This is a genomic window from Streptomyces sp. NPDC058674 (assembly GCF_042716505.1).
Lineage (GTDB): Bacteria > Actinomycetota > Actinomycetes > Streptomycetales > Streptomycetaceae > Streptomyces.
The window spans coordinates 17,238-39,319 of the sequence record NZ_JBHXSC010000042.1 but is presented as its reverse complement, the minus strand read 5'-3'; the positions used below and the strand labels follow the sequence as shown (position 1 = coordinate 39,319).

20 protein-coding genes are annotated in these 22,082 nt (G+C 74.0%); 9 read left to right on the top strand and 11 right to left on the bottom strand.

Annotation, left to right across the window (positions count from 1 at the left end; all coding sequences use genetic code 11):
* Nucleotides 1–39: 39 nt before the first annotated feature.
* Nucleotides 40–1,527: a hypothetical protein gene (locus tag ACFWU6_RS21515; RefSeq protein WP_383809733.1), complete on the top strand. Its 1,488-nt coding sequence runs from the start codon at nucleotides 40–42 to the stop codon at nucleotides 1,525–1,527.
* 81 nt (nucleotides 1,528–1,608) lie between these two features.
* Here ACFWU6_RS21515 and ACFWU6_RS21510 read toward each other — a convergent pair whose 3' ends face one another.
* Complete coding sequence (locus tag ACFWU6_RS21510; protein ID WP_267720836.1) at nucleotides 1,609–1,965, bottom strand: iron-sulfur cluster assembly accessory protein; 357 nt, start codon at nucleotides 1,963–1,965, stop codon at nucleotides 1,609–1,611.
* A gap of 340 nt (nucleotides 1,966–2,305) precedes the next feature.
* On the opposite strand from ACFWU6_RS21510, the gene nadA reads away from it, so the two are divergent.
* On the top strand, nucleotides 2,306–3,493 hold the full coding sequence (gene nadA / locus ACFWU6_RS21505) for a quinolinate synthase NadA (protein WP_383813274.1): 1,188 nt from the start codon (nucleotides 2,306–2,308) through the stop codon (nucleotides 3,491–3,493).
* A 94-nt stretch (nucleotides 3,494–3,587) separates the two neighbouring features.
* Here nadA and ACFWU6_RS21500 read toward each other — a convergent pair whose 3' ends face one another.
* The gene (locus ACFWU6_RS21500) at nucleotides 3,588–4,307 is read right to left on the bottom strand and encodes a response regulator (RefSeq protein ID WP_383811037.1); all 720 of its coding nucleotides are present in this window, start codon (nucleotides 4,305–4,307) and stop codon (nucleotides 3,588–3,590) included.
* Between the two features lie 69 nt (nucleotides 4,308–4,376).
* On the bottom strand, nucleotides 4,377–5,198 hold the full coding sequence (gene cobS / locus ACFWU6_RS21495) for an adenosylcobinamide-GDP ribazoletransferase (protein WP_383811040.1): 822 nt from the start codon (nucleotides 5,196–5,198) through the stop codon (nucleotides 4,377–4,379).
* A gap of 85 nt (nucleotides 5,199–5,283) precedes the next feature.
* Between cobS and ACFWU6_RS21490 the strand changes: the two genes are divergently transcribed.
* A complete protein-coding gene (locus tag ACFWU6_RS21490) occupies nucleotides 5,284–6,063 on the top strand; it encodes a hypothetical protein (RefSeq protein ID WP_383982482.1) in 780 nt (259 codons plus the stop codon).
* 79 nt (nucleotides 6,064–6,142) lie between these two features.
* Here ACFWU6_RS21490 and ACFWU6_RS21485 read toward each other — a convergent pair whose 3' ends face one another.
* Together ACFWU6_RS21485 and ACFWU6_RS21480 are read right to left on the bottom strand one after the other, a co-directional pair.
* The gene (locus ACFWU6_RS21485) at nucleotides 6,143–6,421 is read right to left on the bottom strand and encodes a hypothetical protein (RefSeq protein WP_383811043.1); all 279 of its coding nucleotides are present in this window, start codon (nucleotides 6,419–6,421) and stop codon (nucleotides 6,143–6,145) included.
* Nucleotides 6,422–6,434: 13 nt separating this feature from the next.
* Nucleotides 6,435–7,223 (bottom strand): PspA/IM30 family protein, encoded by a 789-nt coding sequence (locus ACFWU6_RS21480; RefSeq protein WP_383982479.1) that lies wholly within the window; start codon nucleotides 7,221–7,223, stop codon nucleotides 6,435–6,437.
* A gap of 262 nt (nucleotides 7,224–7,485) precedes the next feature.
* Here ACFWU6_RS21480 and ACFWU6_RS21475 point away from each other — a divergent pair, with 262 nt between their 5' ends.
* Both ACFWU6_RS21475 and ACFWU6_RS21470 read left to right on the top strand, forming a co-directional pair.
* On the top strand, nucleotides 7,486–8,094 hold the full coding sequence (locus tag ACFWU6_RS21475) for a DUF3043 domain-containing protein (RefSeq protein WP_383811048.1): 609 nt from the start codon (nucleotides 7,486–7,488) through the stop codon (nucleotides 8,092–8,094).
* Between the two features lie 107 nt (nucleotides 8,095–8,201).
* Nucleotides 8,202–8,909 (top strand): class I SAM-dependent methyltransferase, encoded by a 708-nt coding sequence (locus ACFWU6_RS21470; RefSeq protein WP_383811077.1) that lies wholly within the window; start codon nucleotides 8,202–8,204, stop codon nucleotides 8,907–8,909.
* Between the two features lie 70 nt (nucleotides 8,910–8,979).
* Here ACFWU6_RS21470 and ACFWU6_RS21465 read toward each other — a convergent pair whose 3' ends face one another.
* Nucleotides 8,980–9,192, bottom strand: coding sequence for a hypothetical protein (locus ACFWU6_RS21465; protein ID WP_267720825.1), 213 nt, complete (start codon nucleotides 9,190–9,192; stop codon nucleotides 8,980–8,982).
* Nucleotides 9,193–9,296: 104 nt separating this feature from the next.
* Here ACFWU6_RS21465 and ACFWU6_RS21460 point away from each other — a divergent pair, with 104 nt between their 5' ends.
* The 4 genes from ACFWU6_RS21460 (at nucleotide 9,297) to ACFWU6_RS21445 (ending at nucleotide 15,033) form a co-directional block, all read left to right on the top strand.
* Nucleotides 9,297–10,526, top strand: coding sequence for a bifunctional adenosylcobinamide kinase/adenosylcobinamide-phosphate guanylyltransferase (locus ACFWU6_RS21460; RefSeq protein WP_383811051.1), 1,230 nt, complete (start codon nucleotides 9,297–9,299; stop codon nucleotides 10,524–10,526).
* A gap of 74 nt (nucleotides 10,527–10,600) precedes the next feature.
* The gene (gene cobT, locus ACFWU6_RS21455) at nucleotides 10,601–11,692 is read left to right on the top strand and encodes a nicotinate-nucleotide--dimethylbenzimidazole phosphoribosyltransferase (RefSeq protein ID WP_383811054.1); all 1,092 of its coding nucleotides are present in this window, start codon (nucleotides 10,601–10,603) and stop codon (nucleotides 11,690–11,692) included.
* Between the two features lie 119 nt (nucleotides 11,693–11,811).
* Nucleotides 11,812–13,707: a phosphatidylglycerol lysyltransferase domain-containing protein gene (locus ACFWU6_RS21450; RefSeq protein ID WP_383811057.1), complete on the top strand. Its 1,896-nt coding sequence runs from the start codon at nucleotides 11,812–11,814 to the stop codon at nucleotides 13,705–13,707.
* 105 nt (nucleotides 13,708–13,812) lie between these two features.
* Nucleotides 13,813–15,033, top strand: a complete 1,221-nt coding sequence (locus ACFWU6_RS21445; RefSeq protein ID WP_383811059.1) for a sensor histidine kinase — start codon at nucleotides 13,813–13,815, stop codon at nucleotides 15,031–15,033.
* 25 nt (nucleotides 15,034–15,058) lie between these two features.
* Here the strand turns inward: ACFWU6_RS21445 and ACFWU6_RS21440 are convergent, their stop codons facing one another.
* The 5 genes from ACFWU6_RS21440 to ACFWU6_RS21420 form a co-directional block, all read right to left on the bottom strand.
* Nucleotides 15,059–15,898 (bottom strand): endo alpha-1,4 polygalactosaminidase, encoded by an 840-nt coding sequence (locus ACFWU6_RS21440; protein ID WP_383811062.1) that lies wholly within the window; start codon nucleotides 15,896–15,898, stop codon nucleotides 15,059–15,061.
* Nucleotides 15,895–16,545: a spherulation-specific family 4 protein gene (locus ACFWU6_RS21435; protein ID WP_383811080.1), complete on the bottom strand. Its 651-nt coding sequence runs from the start codon at nucleotides 16,543–16,545 to the stop codon at nucleotides 15,895–15,897. Before ACFWU6_RS21435 ends, ACFWU6_RS21440 begins: the two co-directional genes overlap by 4 nt.
* A 42-nt stretch (nucleotides 16,546–16,587) precedes the next feature.
* Nucleotides 16,588–18,162: a hypothetical protein gene (locus tag ACFWU6_RS21430; RefSeq protein WP_383811065.1), complete on the bottom strand. Its 1,575-nt coding sequence runs from the start codon at nucleotides 18,160–18,162 to the stop codon at nucleotides 16,588–16,590.
* Nucleotides 18,159–19,709, bottom strand: a complete 1,551-nt coding sequence (pelF, locus tag ACFWU6_RS21425; RefSeq protein WP_383811066.1) for a GT4 family glycosyltransferase PelF — start codon at nucleotides 19,707–19,709, stop codon at nucleotides 18,159–18,161. The genes ACFWU6_RS21430 and pelF overlap by 4 nt, the downstream gene beginning before the upstream one ends.
* Nucleotides 19,710–19,813: 104 nt before the next feature.
* The gene (locus tag ACFWU6_RS21420) at nucleotides 19,814–21,841 is read right to left on the bottom strand and encodes a hypothetical protein (protein ID WP_383982476.1); all 2,028 of its coding nucleotides are present in this window, start codon (nucleotides 21,839–21,841) and stop codon (nucleotides 19,814–19,816) included.
* Nucleotides 21,842–22,082: the final 241 nt, after the last annotated feature.

The window sequence follows — 22,082 nt, the reverse complement described above, 5'->3', positions numbered from 1 at the left end:
ACCCGCGTCAGTACGACGGACAGGTGAAGGAGCGATGCGGTGACCGGCGAGCAGTCCGACCAACCCGACACATCACGCGGCGCACGGCGGCGGCCCGCCTGGGCCATCGGCTCGATCGCGGCGGCCGTCCTGCTGGCGGGCGGCGGTACCGCCTACTGGGCGTCCACCGCCCACGGGGACGGTGCGCCGGCCGGCCGTACGGGCGACAGCGCGGCCGCGGCCCCCCGCGAGGCCGGGAGCCCCTCGGGGCCCGGCATCGCCCCCGGTGAGCCCGATCCGGCCGGCGGCGGGGTGGTCTACCGGGCGGACGTGAGACTTCCGGAGGCTCCGGCGACCGCGCCCGCCTTCGCCGCGTCCGGCGAGGTGACGGCGGAGGAGGTGGCCCGGCTCGCCGCCGCCCTCGGCGTCCCCGGCGCTCCGCGGCTGACGGGCGACGTCTGGCTGGCCGGAGAGGCCGCCGACGGCTCGGGGCCCCGGCTCACGGTGACCCGCACGGCGCCCGGGACCTGGAACTTCGACCGCTTCCGGGGCCGGGGGCCGGGCGACGGCACGGGCAGCGGCGTCGGGGACGACTGCGTCCGCGGCAAGGACACCTGCGGCCCGGCCACCCTCCCCCGGGACTCCGGCGGGGCGGGTTCCGACGGGGCCGGCCCCGGCACGGCGGGCTCCGGCGCGCCGGTGTCGGAGGAGGCCGCGAAGGCCGCCGCCGCTCCCGTGCTGGCCGCCGCGGGCCAGGCCGGGGCGAAGTCCGACGCCCGGCTGGTCCAGGGCTCGGTCCGGGTGGTCTCGGCGGACCCGGTGGTCGGCGGGCTGCCCACGCAGGGCTGGTCCACGAAGGTGGGCGTCGGCGCCGACTCCTCGGTGGTGTCGGGCAGCGGCGAGCTGAAGGCTCCCGTCCGGGCCGCGGAGCAGCCGGTGGTGGGCGCCGTCGAGGCGCTGGCCAGGCTGAACGCCCGCTCGGGCGGCTCGGACGGCACCGGTCCCGCCCCGAGCGCCTGCGCGACCACGGTGCCGCTGGAGCCGGACGCCCCGGCGGGGGCGACGGACACCGCGCCCTGCAAGGCGGAGCCGCGGCCGGTGAAGCCGCCGCGGACGGAGACGGTCAAGGGCGCCGTGCTCGGTCTGGTCCCGGGGACGGTGGAGGGCTCACGGGGCCTGGTCCCGGCCTGGCACTTCGAGGTGGCCGGCAGGGACGGCGGCCCCGGCCGCACGGTGACGGAGCCCGCGGACGCCCGGGAGAGCACGCCCGGCCCGAAGGACGGCCGTACCGTGCCCGGGTTCTCGTACGCGGAGGCCGACCGGAAGCTGACGGTGAACTTCTGGGGCAGCCCGTGCAGCACCTACGCCGTGGAGGCGCGGGAGCAGGCCGGCTCGGTCCTGGTGAAGGTCACGGACACCCCGAGCAAGCCGGGCCAGGCCTGCATCATGATCGCGCAGGAGATGTCCCTGACCGCGACGCTCCAGCAGCCGCTGGGCGACCGGAAGGTGCTGGACGCGACGACGGGCAAGCCGCTGCCCCGCCAGTAGGCGGTGCGCGGTACGCGACGAGGGCCCGCCTCCGGTCGATGCGACCGGAGGCGGGCCCTCGTCGTACGGAGGGGTCCAGGCCTAGCTGAACGAGTCGCCGCAGGCGCAGGAGCCGGTGGCGTTGGGGTTGTCGATCGTGAAGCCCTGCTTCTCGATGGTGTCGACGAAGTCGATCGAGGCGCCGTGCAGGTACGGGGAGCTCATCCGGTCGGTGACGACCTTCACTCCGTCGAAGTCCTTGACGACGTCGCCGTCGAGGGAGCGCTCGTCGAAGAAGAGCTGGTAGCGCAGGCCCGAGCAGCCGCCGGGCTGGACGGCGACGCGGAGCGCCAGGTCCTCGCGGCCTTCCTGCCCCAGCAGGGTCCTGACCTTTTCGGCGGCGGCGTCGGACAGGAGGATGCCGTCGCTCACGGTGGTCTTGTCGTCCTGTACGGACATCTGCATTCACTCCCGAAGTGGGCGGCTCCCCGCCTCAGGCAGGGAAACGTCGGACTCTTGCCGTCGGTGGCAACGAGCGGGGTCGCGGATTCATTCCGGACCCGACGCTTGTCTCAGACATTCATGCTCGCACACCACACGCGGAGGGGGGGTGCGTGCGGCCGGCGGCGGGGGCGGGGAAGCGGCCGGGGCGCCCGCGGGGCGCGGCACGGGCTAATTCGTCACATTGACGCTATCGGCATCGTCAAACTGACGTGAAGCGGTTATGATAGATAGCGTCAAATAGACGAGAAGTCGAAGCGATGCCCTCCAGAATTCCCCTTGTCGCAGAACAGAAAGGGTGCGTGTCGTGACCACCGCCCAGCCCTTGGACGTCCAGCCGACGCCCCTTGCCCTGCTGCTGCTCGGCCGCGAGGCCGACCCCAAGAGCGAGCGCGGGGTGGAATGCCCCGGCGACCTGCCCTCGCCGTCGGACCCGAACCTGGTGGAGCGCGCCCGCGCGGCCAAGGAGAAGCTCGGGGACAAGGTCTTCATCCTCGGCCACCACTACCAGCGCGACGAGGTCATCGAGTTCGCCGATGTGACCGGCGACTCCTTCAAGCTGGCGAAGGACGCGGCCGCCCGCCCGGAGGCCGAGTACATCGTCTTCTGCGGCGTGCACTTCATGGCCGAGTCCGCGGACATCCTCACCTCGGACGCCCAGAAGGTCGTCCTGCCCGACCTCGCCGCGGGCTGCTCGATGGCCGACATGGCCACCGCCGAGCAGGTCGCCGAGTGCTGGGACGTGCTGACCGAGGCCGGCGTCGCCGGGACCACGGTCCCGGTCTCGTACATGAACTCCTCCGCCGACATCAAGGCCTTCACCGGCAGGCACGGCGGCACGATCTGCACCTCGTCCAACGCGAAGAAGGCCCTGGAGTGGGCCTTCGCGCAGGGCGAGAAGGTGCTCTTCCTCCCGGACCAGCACCTGGGGCGCAACACCGCCGTCCGCGACATGGGCATGTCCCTGGACGACTGCGTGCTCTACAACCCGCACAAGCCGAACGGCGGCCTGACCGCCGAGCAGCTGCGGAACGCCAAGATGATCCTGTGGCGCGGGCACTGCTCGGTCCACGGCCGCTTCTCGGTCGAGTCGGTCGAGGACGTCCGCGCCCGCATCCCCGGCGTGAACGTCCTGGTCCACCCCGAGTGCAAGCACGAGGTCGTGGCGGCCGCCGACTACGTCGGCTCGACGGAATACATCATCAAGGCCCTGGAGGCGGCCCCGGCAGGCTCCAAGTGGGCCATCGGCACCGAGCTGAACCTGGTCCGGCGCCTGGCGAACCGATTCGCCGCCGAGGACAAGGAGGTCGTCTTCCTCGACAAGACGGTCTGCTTCTGCTCGACCATGAACCGCATCGACCTCCCCCACCTGGTGTGGACCCTGGAGTCCCTGGCCGAGGGGAACCTGGTCAACCGGATACAGGTCGACAAGGAGACGGAGAGCTTCGCGAAGCTCGCCCTGGAGCGGATGCTCGCCCTGCCGTAGCGCGGGGCCCTGCCCGCGAACGCCGGAGGGGCGGCCCCGCACGGGGCCGCCCCTCCGGCGTTCGCCCGGGCGGACGCGGCCCGCCCGCGGCGGCCTACTCGGCGCGCGGCCGGACCAGTCCCGATTCGTACGCGACGACGACCAGTTGGGCCCGGTCGCGGGCGCCGAGCTTGGCCATCGCGCGGTTCACGTGGGTCTTGACGGTCAGCGGGCTGACCTCCAGCCGGCCGGCGATCCCGTCGTTGGAGAGTCCCGCCGCGACCAGGACCAGCACCTCGCGCTCGCGGCCGGTGAGCGCGGCGAGCCGTTCGGCGTGCGCGGCCCCGGCGGCGGGCGCGTCGGAGCGGCCGCCCTGGGCGAGGAAGGTGGCGATGAGGCCCTTGGTGGCCGCCGGGGAGAGCAGTGCCTCGCCGGCGGCGGCGACGCGGATGGCGTTGAGCAGCTCGTCGGGCTCGGCTCCCTTGCCCAGGAAGCCGGAGGCGCCCGCCCGCAGGGCCGAGACCACGTACTCGTCGACCTCGAAGGTCGTCAGCATCACGACGCGCACGGCGGCGAGGTCCGGGTCGGCGCTGATCAGCCGGGTGGCGGCGAGTCCGTCGGTGCCGGGCATCCGGATGTCCATGAGGACGACGTCGGGGAGTTCGCGCCGGGCGAGCTCGAAGGCCTGGGCCCCGTCGCAGGCCTCGCCGACGACCTCCATGTCGGTTTCGGAGTCCACGAGGACCCTGAAGGCGCTGCGCAGCAGCGCCTGGTCGTCTGCGAGCAGCACCCTGATGGGCGCGTCGCCCCGCGTCTGACTCCCCGTCTCGTCCACCCCCCGAGGGTACGGGCACGCACCGGCGCGCCCGGGCCGAGGGGGCGCGGGCCGTCCCCCCGCCGGGCCTCAGCCGAGGGCCACGGCGATCAGGAGGGTGGTGGCGGCGATCTCGGACAGCGCCCCGAAGACGTCCCCGGTGACTCCGCCGAAGCGGCGGACACAGCGGCGCAGGAGCAGCTCGGCGGTCAGCAGGGCGGCGGCCACGGCGGCGGCGGCCTGGACCGCCGCGGGCGGGCCCAGCGGGAGCGCGGCGAGCGCCGCCGCCCCCGCGACCAGGGCGGTCAGGGCCGCCGCCGCGCCGCGCGGGACCACGCCGGCGACCGCCGCGCCCAGGCCCCCGGACCGGGCGGCGGGAATGCCCTCGCGGGAGGCGAGGGTCATGGCGAGGCGGGCGGTGACGGCTGCCAGTACGGCCGCGAGGGCGCCCCGCGCCCAGCTCTCGGCGTACACGTCGGCCAGGGCGGCGACCTGTACGAGCAGGACCAGCAGCAGGGCCACGACGCCGAAGGGGCCGATGTCGGACTGTTTCATGATGCGCAGCGCGGCCTCGGCCGGCTTGGCGCTGCCGAGGCCGTCCGCGGTGTCGGCGAGACCGTCGAGGTGCAGGCCCCGGGTGAGGGCGGCCGGTACGGCGACGGTCACGGCGGCGGCGAGCAGCGGGCCTCCGCCGAGCACCAGCAGGAGCACCCCGGGCACGGCCGCGAGCAGGCCCACGACCAGTCCGGCGAGCGGGGCGCAGGCCATGCCGGAGCGGGCGGCGGGGCGGTCCCAGCGGGTGATGCGGGCCGGGAGCACGGTGAGGGTGCCGAAGGCGAAGCGGACGCCGTCGCGCAGGGAGGCGCGTTCGGAGGGAGGCGTCGGGGGCGGGTCGTCGAACGAATCTGTCATCGGCGCGAACGCTACCCGCTGGCCCCGGGCGGTAAATTACCCCATACCGACAAAATCGGGAGCGGCCGCACGGAGAGCTGGGGCGATGGGTCACTGGTGGTACCGCAACATCGTCGAACCGGGGAAGCTGCCCCTGCTCCTCGCGTTGCTCTCGTTCGTGACGTCCTTCCTCGTCACCCGCGTGATCACCCGGCTGATCCGGGCCGGGCGGGGGCCGTTCAAGAACGTCACCCCGGGCGGGGTCCACATCCACCACGTGGTGCCGGGCGTGATCCTCGTGATCATCGGGGGCTTCGGCGCGATCGGCAGCAGCGGGCACAGCTTCGGCGCGGGGCTCTCGGCCGTGGTCTTCGGGCTGGGGGCGGGCCTGGTGCTGGACGAGTTCGCCCTGATCCTGCACCTCGACGACGTCTACTGGAGCGAGCAGGGCCGCAAGAGCGTGGAGATCGTGGTGCTGACGGCCGCCCTGGTGGCCCTGGTGCTCGGCGGGTTCCTGCCCTTCGGGGTGAACGACCTGACCGCGGACGAGCGGCAGAGCCGCGGTCTGGTGGTCATGAACACGGCCACCAACTTCTTCCTGGCCCTGATCGCGCTGTGGAAGGGGAAGGCCCGCACGGCGTTCTTCGGCACGGTCATCCCGTTCGTGGGGCTCATCGGCGCCGTCCGCCTCGCCCGGCCCGGGTCCCCGTACGCGAAGAGGTTCTACGAGAACCGCCCGCGCGCCCGTGCCAAGGCCCGGCTGCGCGCCTTCCACCACGACCGGCGGTGGGCGGCCCCGCGCCGGAGGTTCGAGAACTTCATCGGCGGCACGCCCGACGAGGAGCGGCCCGCCGTCACGGCGGCGGAGAAGCCGCCCGGCCCATGAGGCGCCACCGCGCCCATACACGTACGGCGGGCCCGCCCCGAAAAAGGGGCGGGCCCGCCGTACGTGCCGGTGGCCGGGGTCAGCCCGGGATCAGGCCGTCGTCGCGCAGCATCTCCCTGACCTCGTCCAGACCCGCGTCCGGACCGGGCAGGATCAGCTCGGACGGCTCAAGCGCCTCGTCGGGAAGCGGGTCGCCCAGCCGTCGGACGGCTTCGAGCAGCGCACCCAGCGTGCGCCGGAAGCCCTCCTGGTCGCCGCTCTCGATCTCCACGAGCAGCTCGTCGTCCAGCCTGTTGAGCTCGGCGAGGTGGCTGTCGGCCACCTCCACCTGGCCCTCCCCCATGATGCGGACAATCATGACGGGCCCCGTCCTACTGCTTGTCGAACCGGTGCTGGGTCTGGGACGGCTGGCCGGTGCCCGGCGCACCGCCCTCGATGGCCGGCGCGGACGGGCCGCCCGCCAGTTCGGCCTTCATGCGCTGGAGCTCCAGCTCCACGTCCGTACCGCCGGAGAGGCGGTCCAGCTCGGCCTGGATGTCGTCCTTGGAGCCGAGGCCGCTCCGGTCGTCGAGCGCACCGGAGGCCAGCAGCTCGTCGATCGCGCCGGCGCGCGCCTGGAGCTGCGCGGTCTTGTCCTCGGCCCGCTGGATGGCCAGGCCGACGTCGCTCATCTCCTCGGAGATGCCCGAGAAGGACTCCGCGATCCGGGTCTGCGCCTGGGCCGCGGTGTAGGTGGCCTTGATGGTCTCCTTCTTCGTCCGGAAGGCGTCGACCTTCGCCTGCAGGCGCTGGGAGGCGAGCGTGAGCTTCTCCTCCTCGCCCTGGAGGGTCTGGTGCTGCACTTCCAGGTCGCTGACCTGCTGCTGGAGGGAGGCGCGGCGGGCCAGGGCCTCGCGGGCCAGGTCCTCGCGGCCGAGGGCGAGGGCCTTGCGGCCCTGGTCCTCCAGCTTGGCCGACTGGCCCTGCAGCTGGTTCAGCTGCAGCTCCAGGCGCTTGCGGGAGGTCGCCACGTCGGCGACGCCGCGGCGCACCTTCTGCAGCAGCTCGAGCTGCTTCTGGTAGGAGTAGTCGAGGGTTTCGCGCGGGTCCTCGGCCCGGTCAAGGGCCTTGTTCGCCTTCGCGCGGAAGATCATCCCCATACGCTTCATGACACCGCTCATGGGCTTCGCGCGCCCCCTTCTGACGGACTTCGCTCCAGGTCACCAACAAGACCCACAGTACGGGCCCTGTCTCCATTACCGCACTGTTCGAGCACGGATGCGCTCCTCCTCCAGGACGACTGCATCCGCGCCGTGTCAGGCGTGAGGAGTAGGTGGTCCCAGGAGAGTGCTCCCCCGCGGGGGCCGTACACAGAGTGAAGACGCACGCCGTTGCCGGATCGTTCCCCACCGGGGTGGGGCCCGTGCCCGCAACCACGTACGCTTGGGTTTTGTGTTTGGTAGCCGCTCCTCCAAGGAAGAGAAGGCCGCCGCCACCGACAAGGTGAGCGCCGACCTCTCGCAGCCCCGTGATCCGCAGGCCCCCAAGGGCCGCCCTACGCCGAAGCGTGCTGTGGCCCAGTCGCAGCGCAAGGCCGTGGTGGCCTCGACCGGCAATCGCAAGGAGGATGCCAAGCGAGCCCGTGAGCGCCGTCGCGTGGAGATGGCCAAGCAGCGCGAGGCGCTGGCCAACGGCGACGAGCGTTACCTCCCCGCCCGCGACAAGGGCCCCGTCCGCCGGTTCGTCCGCGACTACGTGGACTCCCGCTTCTCGGTCGCCGAGATGTTCCTGCCGCTGGCCGTCGTCATCCTGGTGCTGAGCATGGTGCGGGTCGCCCAGCTCCAGAGCATCGCGCTGGTGTTGTGGATGGGCGTGATCGCCCTGATCATCGTCGACTCCGCCGGTCTGGTGTTCCGCCTCCGCAAGGCGCTCATCGCGCGCTTCCCGGACGAGCCCCGTCGCGGCGCCATCGCGTACGGCCTCATGCGCACCCTCCAGATGCGCCGGCTGCGCCTGCCCAAGCCGCAGGTCAAGCGCGGGGAACGGCCCTGAGTCCAGCGACCCCCGGGGCAGCCGTGCCGGGAGGGGGCTTCTCGGCAGGCGCCCGGACCTGGCTGGAGGGCCTGGGCGGACTGCGCAACGCCGTCCGCCAGGAGCTCGTGGGCCGGCAGGTCGAGGAGCAGATCGCGCAGCGCTTCCCCGTGGGGCAGCGGCTGCGCGTGCTCGACGTGGGCATGGGCCAGGGCACCCAGGCGCTGCGGCTGGCGCGTGCCGGCCACAAGGTGACGGGGCTGGAGCAGGACCCCGGCATGCTCGCGGTCGCCCGCGAGGCACTGGAGGCGGAGCCCTCCGGGATTCGCGACCGGGTCCGCCTCATGGAGGGCGACGGCCGCGAGACCGGCGCCCACTTCGTGCCGGGCAGCTTCGACGTGGTGCTGTGCCACGGGGTGCTGATGTACGTGGCCGAGTCGGACGCCATGCTCGCCGGGCTGGCCCGGATGCTGGCCCCCGGGGGTCTGCTGTCCCTGCTGGTGCGCAATGGCGACGCGCTCGCCATGCGGCCCGGCCTGGCCGGCGACTGGGCGGGCACGCTGGCCGCCTTCGACGGCGTCGACTACACGAACCGGCTGGGACTGGACGTGCGCGCCGACCGGCTGGCCGGGCTGACGGCCACCCTCTCCGGCATCGGAGCCCCGCTCCAGGCCTGGTACGGGGTGCGCGTCTTCACCGACGGGACCGAGGCCGGCGAGAACCTCCCGCCCGACGAGGAGCTGGAGCTGCTGCTGGCCGCGGAGGACCGGGCCGGGCGGACCGACCCGTACCGGGGGGTCGCCGCCCTGCTGCACCTGTGCGGCGTACGCGGCTGATCCGCGGCCCCGCCGCTCCGGGGCGGTGGCGGCCCGGTTCCGGCCGGACCGCCGCCCGCCCCGGAGGCGGTCAGGCGTCGAGCGCCGCGCGCAGGCTCATCGTGTAGAGCTCGGTCCCGCTGTCGTCGGACAGCTTCACCTGCTCGGTGCCGCCCTCCAGCAGGTCCTTCCAGTACTCGCCGATCCAGGACTCCGCGTCGCCCTGCGTGGTGAACTCCTCCGGCACCACCGACGGGCTCGCCTCGCTGCCGTCGGCCGTCTCGAACCGCCACGTCCACGCCATGTCCGCCTCCGTTGCTCGTCCGCTGCTCGCACGCTTCTCGTCTTGAGTGTGCCCGCAGAGTAACCGGGCGCGCACCACTCTCGTGGACGCGGGAGGATCATCCTGTGGAACTCACTCTGCTCGGCACCGGCACACCCGAGGGGCTGCCCCGCCCCGGCTGTCCCTGCGCTGCCTGCGCGCTCTCCGTCGGCACCCGGTCCCGTGCGGCCACGGCCGTCCTGGTGGACGGTGCGCTGCTGCTCGACCTGACCCCGGGGGCGGTGCTGGCCGGTGCCCGGGCCGGCCATTCGCTGGCGGGCGTACGGCAGGTCCTGCTGACCCACCCGCACGACGGCCCGGCGGTGGAGCTGCCGGCCGGGCTGCCGGCGGCGGGCCGGGTGCCGGACGGGCGGGAGCTGGCGGTGATCTCCGGGCACCGGGTGCGGGCGGTGCCGATGGACGCGCCGGGCACCGGGTACGAGGTGACGGGCCCGGACGGCGCCAGGATGCTGTACCTCCCGCCCGGCGGGGCCCCCGCCGGCTGGGAGCCGTCCCGGACGGAGTCCGGGGGCGGCGCGGCCGGGCGGCGCCCGTACGACACGGTGCTCGCGGACGTGCTCGGCCGGCCCGAGGCCCTGGCCCGGCTGCGGGCGGGCGGTGCGGTCGGCCCGGCCACGGACGTGATCGCCGTCCACCTCGACCACGACACCCCGCCGGGCCGGGAGCTGGAGCGCCGGCTCGCGGCCGCCGGGGCCAGGGCGGTGCCGGACGGGACGACCGTGACCGTCGGGGACTACCGCGCGGTGCCGGACCTCCCGCGCCGGACGCTGGTGCTGGGCGGCGCCCGCTCGGGCAAGTCCTTCGAGGCGGAGCGGCGGTTGCAGTCCTTCCCCGGGGTGGTCTACGTGGCCACCGGCGGCGCCCGGGACGGGGACGCGGAGTGGGCGCAGCGCGTCGGGCTGCACCGGGAGCGGCGGCCGGCGACCTGGCGGACGGTGGAGACCTGCGAGCTGGTCCCGCTGCTGGGGTCAGGGGGGCCGCCGCTGCTCATCGACTGCCTGGCGCTGTGGCTGACCGATGCGATGGACCGGGCCGGGGCCTGGGACGACGAGGTCTGGGCCGCGCGCGGCCGGCAGCATGTGCAGGCCCGCACGGCCGAGTTGGCGGCGGCCGTCCGCGCGACCCGGCGGTCCGTGGTGCTGGTCAGCAACGAGGTGGGCTCGGGAGTCGTCCCCGCGACGGCCTCGGGGCGCCGCTTCCGCGACGAACTGGGCCGCCTCAACACCGCGGTCGCCGCCGAGTGCGAGCACGTCCTCCTGGTGGTCGCCGGGCAGGCGCTGGCGCTCAAGGACTGAGCCGGCCGGCGGGACCTGACCGATACGCACCACGCCCCCGGGGGGCGGGCCTCACCGGCTGTACTCTCTGGCAGATGAGCACGCTGAATCTCGACGACTTCTCCGATCTGATCGAGCGCCCCGACGGGGGCGTCCGTCGTGATGCCGAGGAACGCCGTGAACGGCTGGCCGTGCCGCCCGGCGCGCTGGGCCGGCTCGACGAACTCGCCGAGTGGCTCGCCGCCGCCCAGGGGCAGGTCCCGGTCAGGCCGGTCGAGCACCCCCGGGTCGTGCTCTTCGCCGCCGACCACGGGATCGCCTCCCGGGGCGTCTCCGCGCGGCCCGCGGCCTCCGCCCACGAGCTGGTGCGGGCCGTGCTCGACGGGTCCAGCCCGGTCGCCGTCCTGGCCGGCCGGTTCGGGGCGGGCGTACGGATCGTGGACGCCGGGCTCGACTGCGACCCCGGGCTGCTCCCCGACGAGGTGGTCAAGCACCGGGTGCGGCGCGGCAGCGGCCGGATCGACGTGGAGGACGCGCTCACCGTCGAGGAAGCCCGGGACGCGCTGCGGCTCGGCATGCGGATCGCCGACGAGGAAGCGGACGCGGGGACGGACCTGATCGTCCTCGGGGACCTGAGCGTCGGCGGCACCACCGTCGCCGCCACCCTGGTCGCCGCGCTGTGCGGCACCGACGCCTCCGTGGTCACCGGCCGCGGCGGCTCGCCCATCGACGACCTCGCCTGGATGCGCAAGTGCGCGGCGGTCCGCGACGCGTTGCGCCGGGCCCGCCCGGTCCTGGGCGACCAGGTCGCCCTGCTCGCGGCGGTCGGCGGCGCCGACGTGGCCGCCATCACCGGCTTCCTGCTCCAGTGCGCGGTGCGCCGTACGCCGGTCATCCTCGACGGGGTCGTCTCGGCGGCCTGCGGACTGGTGGCGCAGCGGGCCGCGTTCCGGGCGCCGGACTGGTGGCTCGCCGGTCAGGCGAGCGGTGAGCCCGGCCAGGCCAAGGCGCTGGACCGGATGGCACTCAACCCCGTGCTCGACCACGGCGTCACCGTGGGAGAGGGCACCGGGGCACTGCTGGCCCTCCCCCTGGTCCAGGCGGCCGCCGCGCTCGCGGCGGAACTCCCGGCGGGGGCACCCCCGGACGAGGTCCGGGGGAGGGCGGCGCAGGAGCCGACGCAGTGAACAGCCGGGGCCCGCGGTCCTGACCGGGCCGTGGTCCTGACCGGGCCGTGGTCCTGATCGGGCCGTGGTCCCCGGACCGGCCCACCCGCGGACAGCGGCGCCCCATATGATCGACTTTTATGGGAGAGGTCCGTTCGAGCAGCGTAGACACCGGCCGCGGCGCCGCACAGGCCCCCGGCCCGGCATCCGGAAGGAAAGAGACCGGCGGTGGACCCGCCGGCAAGGGGGCGGGGGGCGGCCGGGAGACCGGCCGGGGGAGCACCCGTTCACGACGCGGCGCGGCGTTCGCCGTCTGGTACCTGCGCGCCGTGACCTTCGTGAACTTCCTCAGCGCGGTGTGGCTTTCGCTCGGACAGGACCTGCGCCGGCACAACAGCGAGGACTTCTACACTCCGTACCTGCTCACGGCCGGCTTCGCCTCCGGCCTGTTCTCCCTGCTGCTGGCCGTCACCATGGGCCGGCGCAAGCGCGCCGCGTGGATCCTGAACCTGGCGGTGTCCGGGGCACTGCTGCTGGCCTTCGCCACCGCGGCCTTCGCCCCCTGCGCCGGCTGGGGCGCCGACCTCTGCTACCCGGAGTTCCGGGACCACGCCCAGAACTGGGTGTCCCTCGGCCTGACCGCCGCCTTCGTCGCCGCCCTGCTGCTGGGCCGCCGCGAGTTCTACGCCCGCGGCGACCGCTCCAACCCGGCGCTGGCCACCGCCGTCGCCGCCGTCGGCCTGCTGGTCACCTCGCTGGTCGCGGCGCTGCTCGTCGGCGCCGCCAACACCCATCCCGACAGCGCCGAGGCGACCTTCCTGGCCCGTTGGCGGTACGGCGCGATGCGGCTGGTCACCCTGGCCCCGGACGACCTGGCCTCCCGTACGATCACGACGCCCGGCTGGGTGGACGTCACCGTCAACGTGATGTCGATGCTGCTGCTCCTCGCCGTGCTGTTCGCCGCCTTCCGCTCCCGGAGGGCCGTCGACCCGCTCTCCGAGGAGGACGAGCAGCGGCTGCGGGCGCTCCTCGCCAAGCAGGGCGACCGCGATTCGCTCGGCTACTTCGCGCTGCGCCGCGAGAAGTCCGTCATCTGGTCCCCCACCGGCAAGGCCGCCGTCACCTACCGCGTCGTCGGCGGTGTCTCGCTGGCCTCCGGCGACCCGATCGGCGATCCGGAGGCGTGGCCCGGCGCCATCGAGCCCTGGCTGGCCGAGGCCCGCGAGCACGGCTGGGTGCCCGCCGTGATGGGCGCGAGCGAGGAGGCCGGGCAGATCTACGCGCGGCACGGGCTCGACGCGCTGGAGCTGGGCGACGAGGCGATCGTGGAGACCGCCGAGTTCACCCTGGAGGGCCGCGCCATGCGGACCGTCCGGCAGGCGTACAACCGCGTCAAGCGGGCCGGGTACACGGTCCGCGTCCGGCGTCACGCCGACATCCCCGGTGACGAGATGGACGAGCTGCTGCGCCGTGCCGACGACTGGCGCGACGGGGCGACCGAGCGGGGCTTCTCGATGGCGCTGGGCCGGCTGGGCGATCCCGGTGACGGCCAGTGCGTGATGCTGGAGTGCACCGACGGCAACGGCGACCTGCGGGCGGTGCTGTCCTTCGTGCCGTGGGGGGCCAAGGGGCTGTCGCTGGACCTGATGCGCCGTGACCGGGACTCCGAGAACGGCCTGATGGAGTTCATGGTCATCGAACTGCTGGAGCGGTCGAAGGAGATCGGGGTCTCCCAGGTCTCGCTGAACTTCGCGATGTTCCGCTCCGTCTTCGAACGCGGGTCCAGGCTCGGCGCCGGTCCGGTGCTGCGGATGTGGCACTCGCTGCTGAGCTTCTTCTCCCGCTGGTGGCAGATCGAGTCCCTGTACCGGGCCAACGCCAAGTACCGGCCGATCTGGGAACCGCGGTTCATGCTCTTCGAGAAGAGTTCGGACCTGTTGCGGATCGGTGTCGCGGCCGGCCGGGCCGAAGGCTTCCTGGAGGCTCCCGGCCTGCCGAAGTGGCTGCACCGCAGACACCTGGAGACCCGCCGTTGACAGCGCGGACCTGCTGCGCACCCCGCTGTCGCCGTTCGTGAGCGGGTTCCCGCGCGCACCGGGCCGGGGCCGCGGGCGCGGCCCGGCAGGCCGTACCGTGTCGGGGTGACGACACACCTCGGGCCGCTGGGTCTCACCCGGCGCTGGACGCGGGCCCATCCGCTCGCCACCGACGCCGTGCTCGCGCTCGGCGCGTTCGTCGCGATGGTCGTGGGGTCCTTCGCCGATCCGCACGGTCCCCACGGGCCCACCTTCGGGACGCGCACGCCCGAGCCGTTCTCCCTGCTGCTGATGCTGCTCGGCGCGGCCGCCCTCGTGCTGCGGCGCCGCAGGCCCCGCACCGTACTTGCCGTCTCCTGCGGGCTCGCCCTGCTGGAGCTGACCACCGGGGAACCGCGGGCCCCCGTCGTCATGTGCGCGGTGATCGCGCTGTACACGGTGGCGGCACGCACCGACCGGCCCACGACCTGGCGGATCGGGCTGCTCACCATGGCGGGGCTGACGGGCGTGGCCATGCTGGCCGGGCCGCTGCCCTGGTACGCGCAGGAGAACCTCGGCATCTTCGCGTGGACGGGGATGGCCGCCGCCGCCGGGGACGCGGTCCGCAGCCGGCGGGCCTTCATCGACGCCATCCGGGAGCGGGCCGAGCGCGCCGAGCGCACCCGCGAGGAGGAGGCCCGGCGGCGGGTCGCCGAGGAGCGGCTGCGGATCGCCCGGGACCTGCACGACGTGGTGGCCCACCACATCGCCCTCGTCAACGTGCAGGCAGGGGTGGCCGCACACGTCATGGACAAGCGCCCCGACCAGGCCAAGGAGGCCTTGGCCCACGTACGGGACGCCAGCCGCTCGGCGCTCAACGAACTGCGGGCCACCGTGGGACTGCTGCGCCAGTCCGGCGACCCGGAGGCGCCCACGGAGCCCGCCCCGGGGCTGGCCGTCCTGGACGAGCTGGTGGACACCTTCCGGCACGCGGGCCTGCCGGTGGAGGTGGCCGTCCAGGTGGAGGGCCCGACCGGCGGCCCGCTGCCCGCGGCCGTGGACCTGGCGGCGTACCGGGTCATCCAGGAGGCCCTGACCAACGTGCGCAAGCACGCAGGGCCGGGGGCCCGCGCCGAGGTCAGCGTGGTGCGGGTCGGGCCGTCGGTGGAGGTGACGGTGCTGGACGACGGGGGCTCCTCGGCCGACCCGTCCCCGGAGCCGTCCGATCCGGGCGGCGGCCACGGGCTGCTGGGCATGCGCGAGCGGACCGGCGCGCTGGGCGGATCGTGCTTCACCGGCCCCCGCTACGGCGGCGGCTACCGGGTCCACGCGATCCTGCCGCTCTGAGGACGGGTGCGGGCAGGGGCACGGTTCAGCAGGGCTTGCGCCAGGCCCCCAGCTCGGGCTTCTTCTCCATGGAGCTGAGCTTCAGCCGGCGCGCGCGGTCGCAGAAGCGGTGTGCCGGCAGTTCGTACTCCACGTGGAAGACGGCCTTGCCGGCCTCCACGAAGGGGGTCAGCCGGTCGCACTCGTCGTACTGCGCGCACTGCTCGTTGACGGCGAAGTCGAAGTCGCCGACGAGCTCGGGGATCTGGTCGAGGTCGTTCTTCAGGCCGACGGCCAGTCCCCGGTCGTGGGCGAGCTTCGCGATGAGCCGGTTGTACGCCAGCTGGTGCGCGGCGGTGAGCGGGAAGCCCGAGGCGTTGCGGTAGGCGTCCATGTTGTCCGGCTCCACCGCGTCGAATCCCTTGTCGCGGCACATGTCGAACCTCTTGGCCATCAGCGGTTCCAGGTCGGCCGTCCGCCGGATGTCCAGCCAGCGCTCGCCCTCCCAGCCGTTGCCCCGGCCGAGCAGGTCCTCGGGGAAGGCGTCCGCGTCGGGGCGGAACTCCTCCCACGCGCCGGTGGACAGGTAGCAGATGGTCCTGCGGCCCGCCTTCCTCAGCGCGGCGACCTGTTCCGGGGTGGTGGTGAACCCGTCGACGTCGTAGACCGGCACGTCCACCGAGGTGTCGAGGCGTCCGGTGAGCTGCCACTGCCAGCCGGTCCCCGGCCGGGGCTGCCACCGCTCCCCCGGCGCCTGGCCGGGCCACGGCTCCGGCCCGGCGCCGTCCTCGTCGTCCGGTGTGGCCGTGCACGCGGCGAGCAGCAGGAGCGGGACGAGCAGCAGCAGGCCGGCGCGGGACCGCACCCGCGCGGGGAAACGGTTCATCCCGCCGCCTCCAGGGCGTACGGGAGGGTGCCCCACGGGTGTGCGCCGCTCCCCGGGACCGCGCAGTGCACGCCGGCGCCCCGCTCCTCGGCCAGTTCGGCGGCGGGCGCGCCCGGCGGGACGGCGTAGACGAGGTGGCAGAACCGCTGGGCGGGGTGGTCGGCGGTCCACGGCGGCACGGCGACGGCGTCGCGGTAGGCGTCCCAGGGTCCCTCGAAGGTGACGAGGAGGTCGGCGAGTTCGGCGTACCCGGGGTGCGGGTGGACCCCGTGGTTCAGCACGAGGGTGCGGGCGCCCGCGGCCCGTGCGGCGACGGAGAGCCGCGCGTAGTGCCCGAGCAGTTCCGGGTGGGCGGCGGCCTGGTCGAGGAAGGCGCCGTCGGTGCCGTACCAGTCGCGGTGGCGCAGCAGGTCCTGCACCACCTCGGCGTGCGGACGCCGCCCGTAGTCGGTGTCGGCGTACCCCAGGACGGGCACCCCGGCCTCGCGGAGCCGCTCCGCGACGAGGGCGAACCGCTCGTCGGGGGCGTCCCCCGGCCCGCTGTCGGGATTGAGCACCACGGAGTGCAGCCGGCCCGCGGAGCGGATGACCCGCTCCCAGGCCTCGGGGCGGTCGGCGGGGTGCTCGTAGAGCGGCACCAGCAGCATGGGGTCCTTCTTCTCGTACGGGGGACGGGAGGGTGGCAAGGGTCAGCGGTGGGCCGTGGCACGGCCCAGGAGCAGGCAGACCAGGACGGCCAGGGCGGCGGCCGCCGCGCCCGCCACCGCCAGTTGCACCAGCCGCGGCTGGCCGATTCCGGCCAGCAGGGCCAGGCTCTGGGCGACGGCGGCCGAGGCGCAGACCACCGCGGCGGGCCGGACCGCGCCGAAGGACTGGAGGAGCAGCCCGGTCCACATCACGGCGCCGAGCAGGAGCAGGGTGGCCACCCGGACGCCGGTCAGCCCCGGGGCGTCCGGCCAGAGCAGGGTCCCGGTCACGCCCAGGACCAGCACCACCGCCAGGTAGGCGGCCAGGCACCGGGCGAGGGTGGTGAGCATCCGGCGCCGGAACGCCCGGGGCGAGCGGGCCGCGCGCAGGCCGGCGAGGCTGCCGCTGCGGAACCGGTGCAGGAGCCATTCGGCGGGGCCCATGCTGAGCGTGAGGGCCACGGCCGAGGGGGCGGCGACGGCCTCGGCGGGGCCGCCCGCGAGCACCTCGCCGAGGGCCGCGTACAGCACGAGCAGGCCGGTGCCGAGGCCGAAGACCCCGTACGGGACGGAGTCGCCGAGCCGCGGCCCGCGCGGGGTGGACTGCTCCTCGGCGCCGCGCAGCATCCGCCACCGCACCGGGCCGTCGCCCGGCCGGCGCGCCGCCCGTCCCCGCACGCGCGCCGCGGCGCCCCGCACGCCCGCCGCCACCGGCAGTTCCCGTACGGCCAGTGCGCAGGCGGCGGCCAGCGACACGGCGAGCAGGGTCGTCCGCACCGGGACGGGCAGGTCCACGAAGAGCGCGAGGACGGCGCCGGCGGCCATCGGGCCGAGCGCGGCGAGCAGTGCCCGTTCGCGGCCCAGGACGAGCAGGACCGTGGCGGCGCCGACGTAGAGGGCCTGGCCCGCGGCGAAGGCGTACGAGAACGGCGGCCCGCCGGGCACCGCGAGCGCGGCGGCGGTGCCCAGCAGGGACCCGGCGGGGGCCCCGACGAGCAGGGTCCGCCCGGCGGCGGCCCGGTCGCCGAGGCCGAGCCAGGAGTACGCCCGGTGGGAGAGGGTCTGGTCCCAGACCCAGCCGATGAGGGCTCCCGCGAGCAGGGTCAGCGTCCCGGCGGGCAGGCCGAGGCGGTCCTTGGGGCCTTCGAGCAGCGGAGCGCCCAGGACGTAGGCCAGGCCGGGCAGCGCGAAGATGACCCCGCGCAGCAGGCAGGCGGTGAGGGAGACCTTCCAGGGGTCGGGGACGCCCTCGGGCTCGGGGAAGGAGCGGGGCACCCGGGCGTAGAGCTCCTCGGCGAGCGCGAAGGAGTCCCGGCGGCCGTAGGTGAGCCGGATGTACTCGTCGGTCATCCCGTCGGATTCGAGGACGGCCGCGATCTCGTCGGGGTGCACCGCGGCGGCGATGAACGCGCCGAGCCGCTCGGCGAGTTCCCCCAGCGGGTCGGCGGCCGGGACCCCGCGGCGGGGCCGCGGGACGGCCGGCAGCGTGTCGACCGCGCCGGTGGCCGCGGCGTCGGGGCCGACGGGCACCCGGCCGCCGTCCGGGCCGGGGGGCTTGAGCCACAGGGATCCGCTCACCGCAGGCTCCCTTCCCCGGACTCCGCCTGGGGGTGCCCCATGGCCGCGAGTTCCCGGTACCAGGGGTCGGCGAGGCGCTGGGTCCAGACGTCGCCCTCGTGGACGGGCAGGACGGGCTGGCCGGCGAGTTCCCGGTAGATGTGCCGGAAGCCGTCGACGGACTGGTGGAGGGTGAACTTCTCGACCACCCGCTTGCGGGACATCCGGCCCAGCTCGGCGCGGCGTTCGTCGTCGCGGAGCAGGGCGAGGGTGGCGCGGGCCATGGTCTCCGGTTCGCGGGGCGGGACGACGAGTCCGGTGTCGCCGACGGCCTCGCGGACCCCGCCGACGTCGGTGGAGACGGTGGTGCGGCCGCAGGACATGGCCTCGATGATGCTGAAGGGGAACCCCTCGCTGATGGAGGAGAGCATGACGACGGAGCCGGCCGCGTAGGCGCGGGCGACCTGCTCGATGCGTCCCTCGTAGCTGATCCCGTCGCCCACCCCCAGTTCGGCGGCGAGGTCCTCCAGCCGCAGCCGGTAGGCCTCGCAGCCGGCCGGGACCGGGCCGAAGAGGCGCAGCCGCAGGGCGGGCAGCTCCTCGCGCATGAAGGCGTAGGCCCGGATGAGGGTTTCGAGGTCCTTGATCGGGTCGATGCGGCCGCACCAGCTGAGGGTGGGCACCTCGGGCTCGGGGCCGGCCTCGGGGAAGGCGTGCGGGTCGACGCCGTTGTAGACGGTGCGGATGCGCTCGGAGTCGGCGCCCCCGCGCTCCTCCCAGCGGCGGTTGTACTGGTTGCACGGGGTGATCAGGTCGGCCTGCCGGTAGCCCTCGGTGTTCAGCTCGCGGTAGAAGCCGAGCATGAGCGCCTTGACGGGCCAGCGCTGTTGCGCGGTGCGGTAGCCCAGGTAGCGCTCGCGCAGGTAGATGCCGTGCTCGGTGAGGAGGAAGGGCACCCGGTCGAGGTGTTTGGCGGCGAGCGCGGGGAGGGTGGCGAGGCCGCTGCTGACGGCGTGCGCGACGCTGTCGGGCGGGATGCGTACGGTGAGCGGGCGCAGCGCGTGTTCCAGCAGGTCGGTGGCGGTGAGCGCGTCGTGGACGGTGGGCGCGGCCCCGGCGGTGCCGAGGCCGGGGCGGGTCCAGACGGCCATCAGGAGGCGGAGCACGGATTCGGAGCGCAGCGTCGGGGCGAGCCTCCCGGCGCGGGCGAGGAGGGCCAGTTCGCGCAGGGCGGTGGAGAATCCCCCGCGGGCCGGGTCGAGCAGGGAGAGCAGGAAGGTCTCGTAGACCTCGGTGAAGCGGCGGTGGGCCTTGCCGCGCAGGGCCGACCGGCTGCCGCGGCGGCCCCGCGGCGGGGGCTGGCCCCAGAGCGGGACGGCGGTGTGGCGGTAGACGTTGCGCGGGAGTTCCCAGGTGACCGGCTCGCGTCCGGAGCCGGTCAGGGCTATGACGTTGAAGTCGACCTCCGGCATGCCGCGTACCAGCTGGTCGCACCAGGTGCTGACGCCCCCGTGGACGTGCGGATAGGTGCCTTCGGTGAGCATGGTGACATGGCGCCCATGGCTCATGCGGTGTGTCCCCCCAGGACGGAAAAGGGGCCGGCGCCCGTGGGTTGGGAGCGCCGGCGCTAGGTGGTACGGGTGACGGCTTGCGGGATGCTGGTTCCGCTACCTCAGCTGGGCAGCCGGAGCGTGACGGCGCTCTGGAGCAGCTCGGGCGAGGTCCAGGTGGAGCGGCTGCCGGCGTAGGCGGTGCCGAAGTCGGCGGTGCCGAGCAGCAGCTGCTTCCGGGTGCCGTTCGGGGCGGTGACCGGGGCCGCCACACCGGACGGCGCCTTGACGGTGACGTCCTTGCCGATGCGGTAGGCGGTGACCTGGTTGTCGGCGAGCGCCTTGTCCCAGGCGGCGCGCCGGCTGAGCTCGACGCCGGTGTCCTTCATGCTCTGGTTCACGATCGGCGCGCTGGGCGCGTAGAGCGAGCGGTAGGTGTCGAGGACCTGGTTGACCACCGGGTAGAGGGTGCGGTCCTCGGCGAGGTTCGACTGGTGGACGTAGTGCGGGCGCGGGTCGTTGGCCAGCACGTGGCGCAGCGCGGTGCGCGCCTCCTGCGGGACGATGTAGTCGAGGTACCCGGTGTCGGGGTCGACCGGGGCCGGCAGGCAGGTGGAGGTCGCGGGGTTGTCCTCGCAGACGCCGCTGCCGCCCTGCGCGCGGCTGGTGTAGATCCAGTTGTACTCGTCGGCCATCTCGGCGTTGGTGCCGGTGTTGTAGTACACGTTCATCGGGTGGCGCGGGACGGTCAGCGCGGCGCCGACGGCGCGCTGCGCGGGCTCGCGGGAGTTGTCGCTGCCGGCCCACTTGACGCCGTTGTCGGCGAGGGCTCCGGCCAGGTTGGGGTTGTCCTGGGGCTGCTGCGAGCCGGTCTTGAGGCCGGAGTGCTCGCCGGTGACCAGCTCGGTGCGGTCGGTGGTGATGCCCTTGGCGGCCGCCCAGTTGTTGTTGTCGCGGATCTGCGCGGAGATCTCGGCGCGGCTCATGTACCGGACGGCGCCCTGGGCGTCCTTGACGCAGGTCCAGGGGGAGGTCGTCGTGTCCTGCACGCAGCCGAGGAACGGGTGGGTGTAGGTGTGGTTCATCCAGCGGTACTCGGCCCGGTCGGCGACGAGCTGGGCGGTCATCGCGTCGACGCCGCCGTGCTCCGCCTTCCACTCCTCTCCGGCGCCGGCGTTGAAGAGCAGGTCGAGCTTGAAGTTCTTCGACGTCTGCCACTGCGCCGCGTACTGCGCGTCGGCGGCCGTCATCCGGATGGTGCTCTCCTGGCCCTCGCCGCCGGGGCAGGCGTAGTCGCCGGGCGTGCAGTTGAGCTCCTTGCTCCAGCGGGCGTCGGGGGCGAAGACGTCGTCGACGTGGACCGCGAAGTAGTTGCGGCTCTGACCGATGTGGACGCCCTGGGTGAGCCACTCGACGATGCCGCGGGCCAGCAGCCGGAACTGCTGCTGGAACTGGTTGTAGCCGAAGGTGACGACCAGTTCGCTGCGCCCGTCGTGGGTGTACTCGCCGACGAGCGAGGCCCGTCCGGAGCCGACGGGGGCGTCGAGGTAGCTGGTGTAGCCGGCCCGCGGCCTGCCCATGAACCCGTAGCTCTCGGGGACGAGGGGCGAGTTGTCCTCGAAGGCGACCTGGCCGCCGAGGTAGCCGAAGGGTCCGGTCCTGCCGGCCGCGGTGACCTCGGCCCGGGTGCCGTCGAGCTGGCCGGCGTAGCCGCCGTTGTCGGTGTACTCCAGGCCGACGCCCGGGTGGGACCAGGTGTACGCGTCGACCTGGCGGATTCCGTACGTCGTCTCGTACGCGGTGAGCGCCGCCATCTCGGCCGAGCCCTCCCCGAAGGGGTTCTCGTTCGGCAGGACCACCCCCTGGAACCTGGCGCGCGGACGGCCGTCGACCGTGTCGCTCAGGTAGGCCGCGTTGATGACGGGGCGGCCGCTGCTGCCCAGCTGTACACGGGTGTACGGGACTCCGGTGTCGCGGAGTTCCGCGGTGATGGCCTCGACGGAGGTGCCGCCGTCGTCGACGACCAGCACCCTCAGGTCGATGCGCGGTGTCACGGCCGCCTGCGCGGTCGCGGCGGGTACTCCGACGGACACCAGGGCTGCCGCGGCCATGACGGCGGCGACCCTGTTCATCCGGTTCTTGCTGACCATGTCGGCCTTTCCCCCCGCAGGCGTCCCTCGACGACGGCCCTGGGCGGACGGCCGGGCCGGGGAGGCACTGTGGAAATCATGCAAAGGAACCCCGCGTCCCCTTGCGAGAGTGGACCGAGTCTCTCGGACCTCGTCAGGTCTACGAGGCAAACCTGGAGCAGAGTCCACAGATGGGTGAACCTGTCGGCCTGTTGATCGAACAACTTGCCAAACCTTCGAGTGGCGTACGGGCGAGTCCAGG

What these genes read in the sequence shown, in the direction of transcription:
- ACFWU6_RS21465 (WP_267720825.1), bottom strand. Translation starts at nt 9,192, where the DNA reads ATGGCGTGGACGTGGCGGTTCGAGACGGCCGACGGCAGCGAGGCGAGC.
- cobT (WP_383811054.1), top strand. Translation starts at nt 10,601, where the DNA reads ATGAGCACGCTGAATCTCGACGACTTCTCCGATCTGATCGAGCGCCCC.
- ACFWU6_RS21510 (WP_267720836.1), bottom strand. Translation starts at nt 1,965, where the DNA reads ATGTCCGTACAGGACGACAAGACCACCGTGAGCGACGGCATCCTCCTG.
- ACFWU6_RS21450 (WP_383811057.1), top strand. Translation starts at nt 11,812, where the DNA reads ATGGGAGAGGTCCGTTCGAGCAGCGTAGACACCGGCCGCGGCGCCGCA.
- ACFWU6_RS21480 (WP_383982479.1), bottom strand. Translation starts at nt 7,223, where the DNA reads ATGAGCGGTGTCATGAAGCGTATGGGGATGATCTTCCGCGCGAAGGCG.
- ACFWU6_RS21440 (WP_383811062.1), bottom strand. Translation starts at nt 15,898, where the DNA reads ATGAACCGTTTCCCCGCGCGGGTGCGGTCCCGCGCCGGCCTGCTGCTG.
- ACFWU6_RS21435 (WP_383811080.1), bottom strand. Translation starts at nt 16,545, where the DNA reads ATGCTGCTGGTGCCGCTCTACGAGCACCCCGCCGACCGCCCCGAGGCC.
- cobS (WP_383811040.1), bottom strand. Translation starts at nt 5,198, where the DNA reads ATGACAGATTCGTTCGACGACCCGCCCCCGACGCCTCCCTCCGAACGC.
- pelF (WP_383811066.1), bottom strand. Translation starts at nt 19,709, where the DNA reads ATGAGCCATGGGCGCCATGTCACCATGCTCACCGAAGGCACCTATCCG.
- ACFWU6_RS21485 (WP_383811043.1), bottom strand. Translation starts at nt 6,421, where the DNA reads ATGATTGTCCGCATCATGGGGGAGGGCCAGGTGGAGGTGGCCGACAGC.
- ACFWU6_RS21420 (WP_383982476.1), bottom strand. Translation starts at nt 21,841, where the DNA reads ATGGTCAGCAAGAACCGGATGAACAGGGTCGCCGCCGTCATGGCCGCG.
- ACFWU6_RS21490 (WP_383982482.1), top strand. Translation starts at nt 5,284, where the DNA reads ATGGGTCACTGGTGGTACCGCAACATCGTCGAACCGGGGAAGCTGCCC.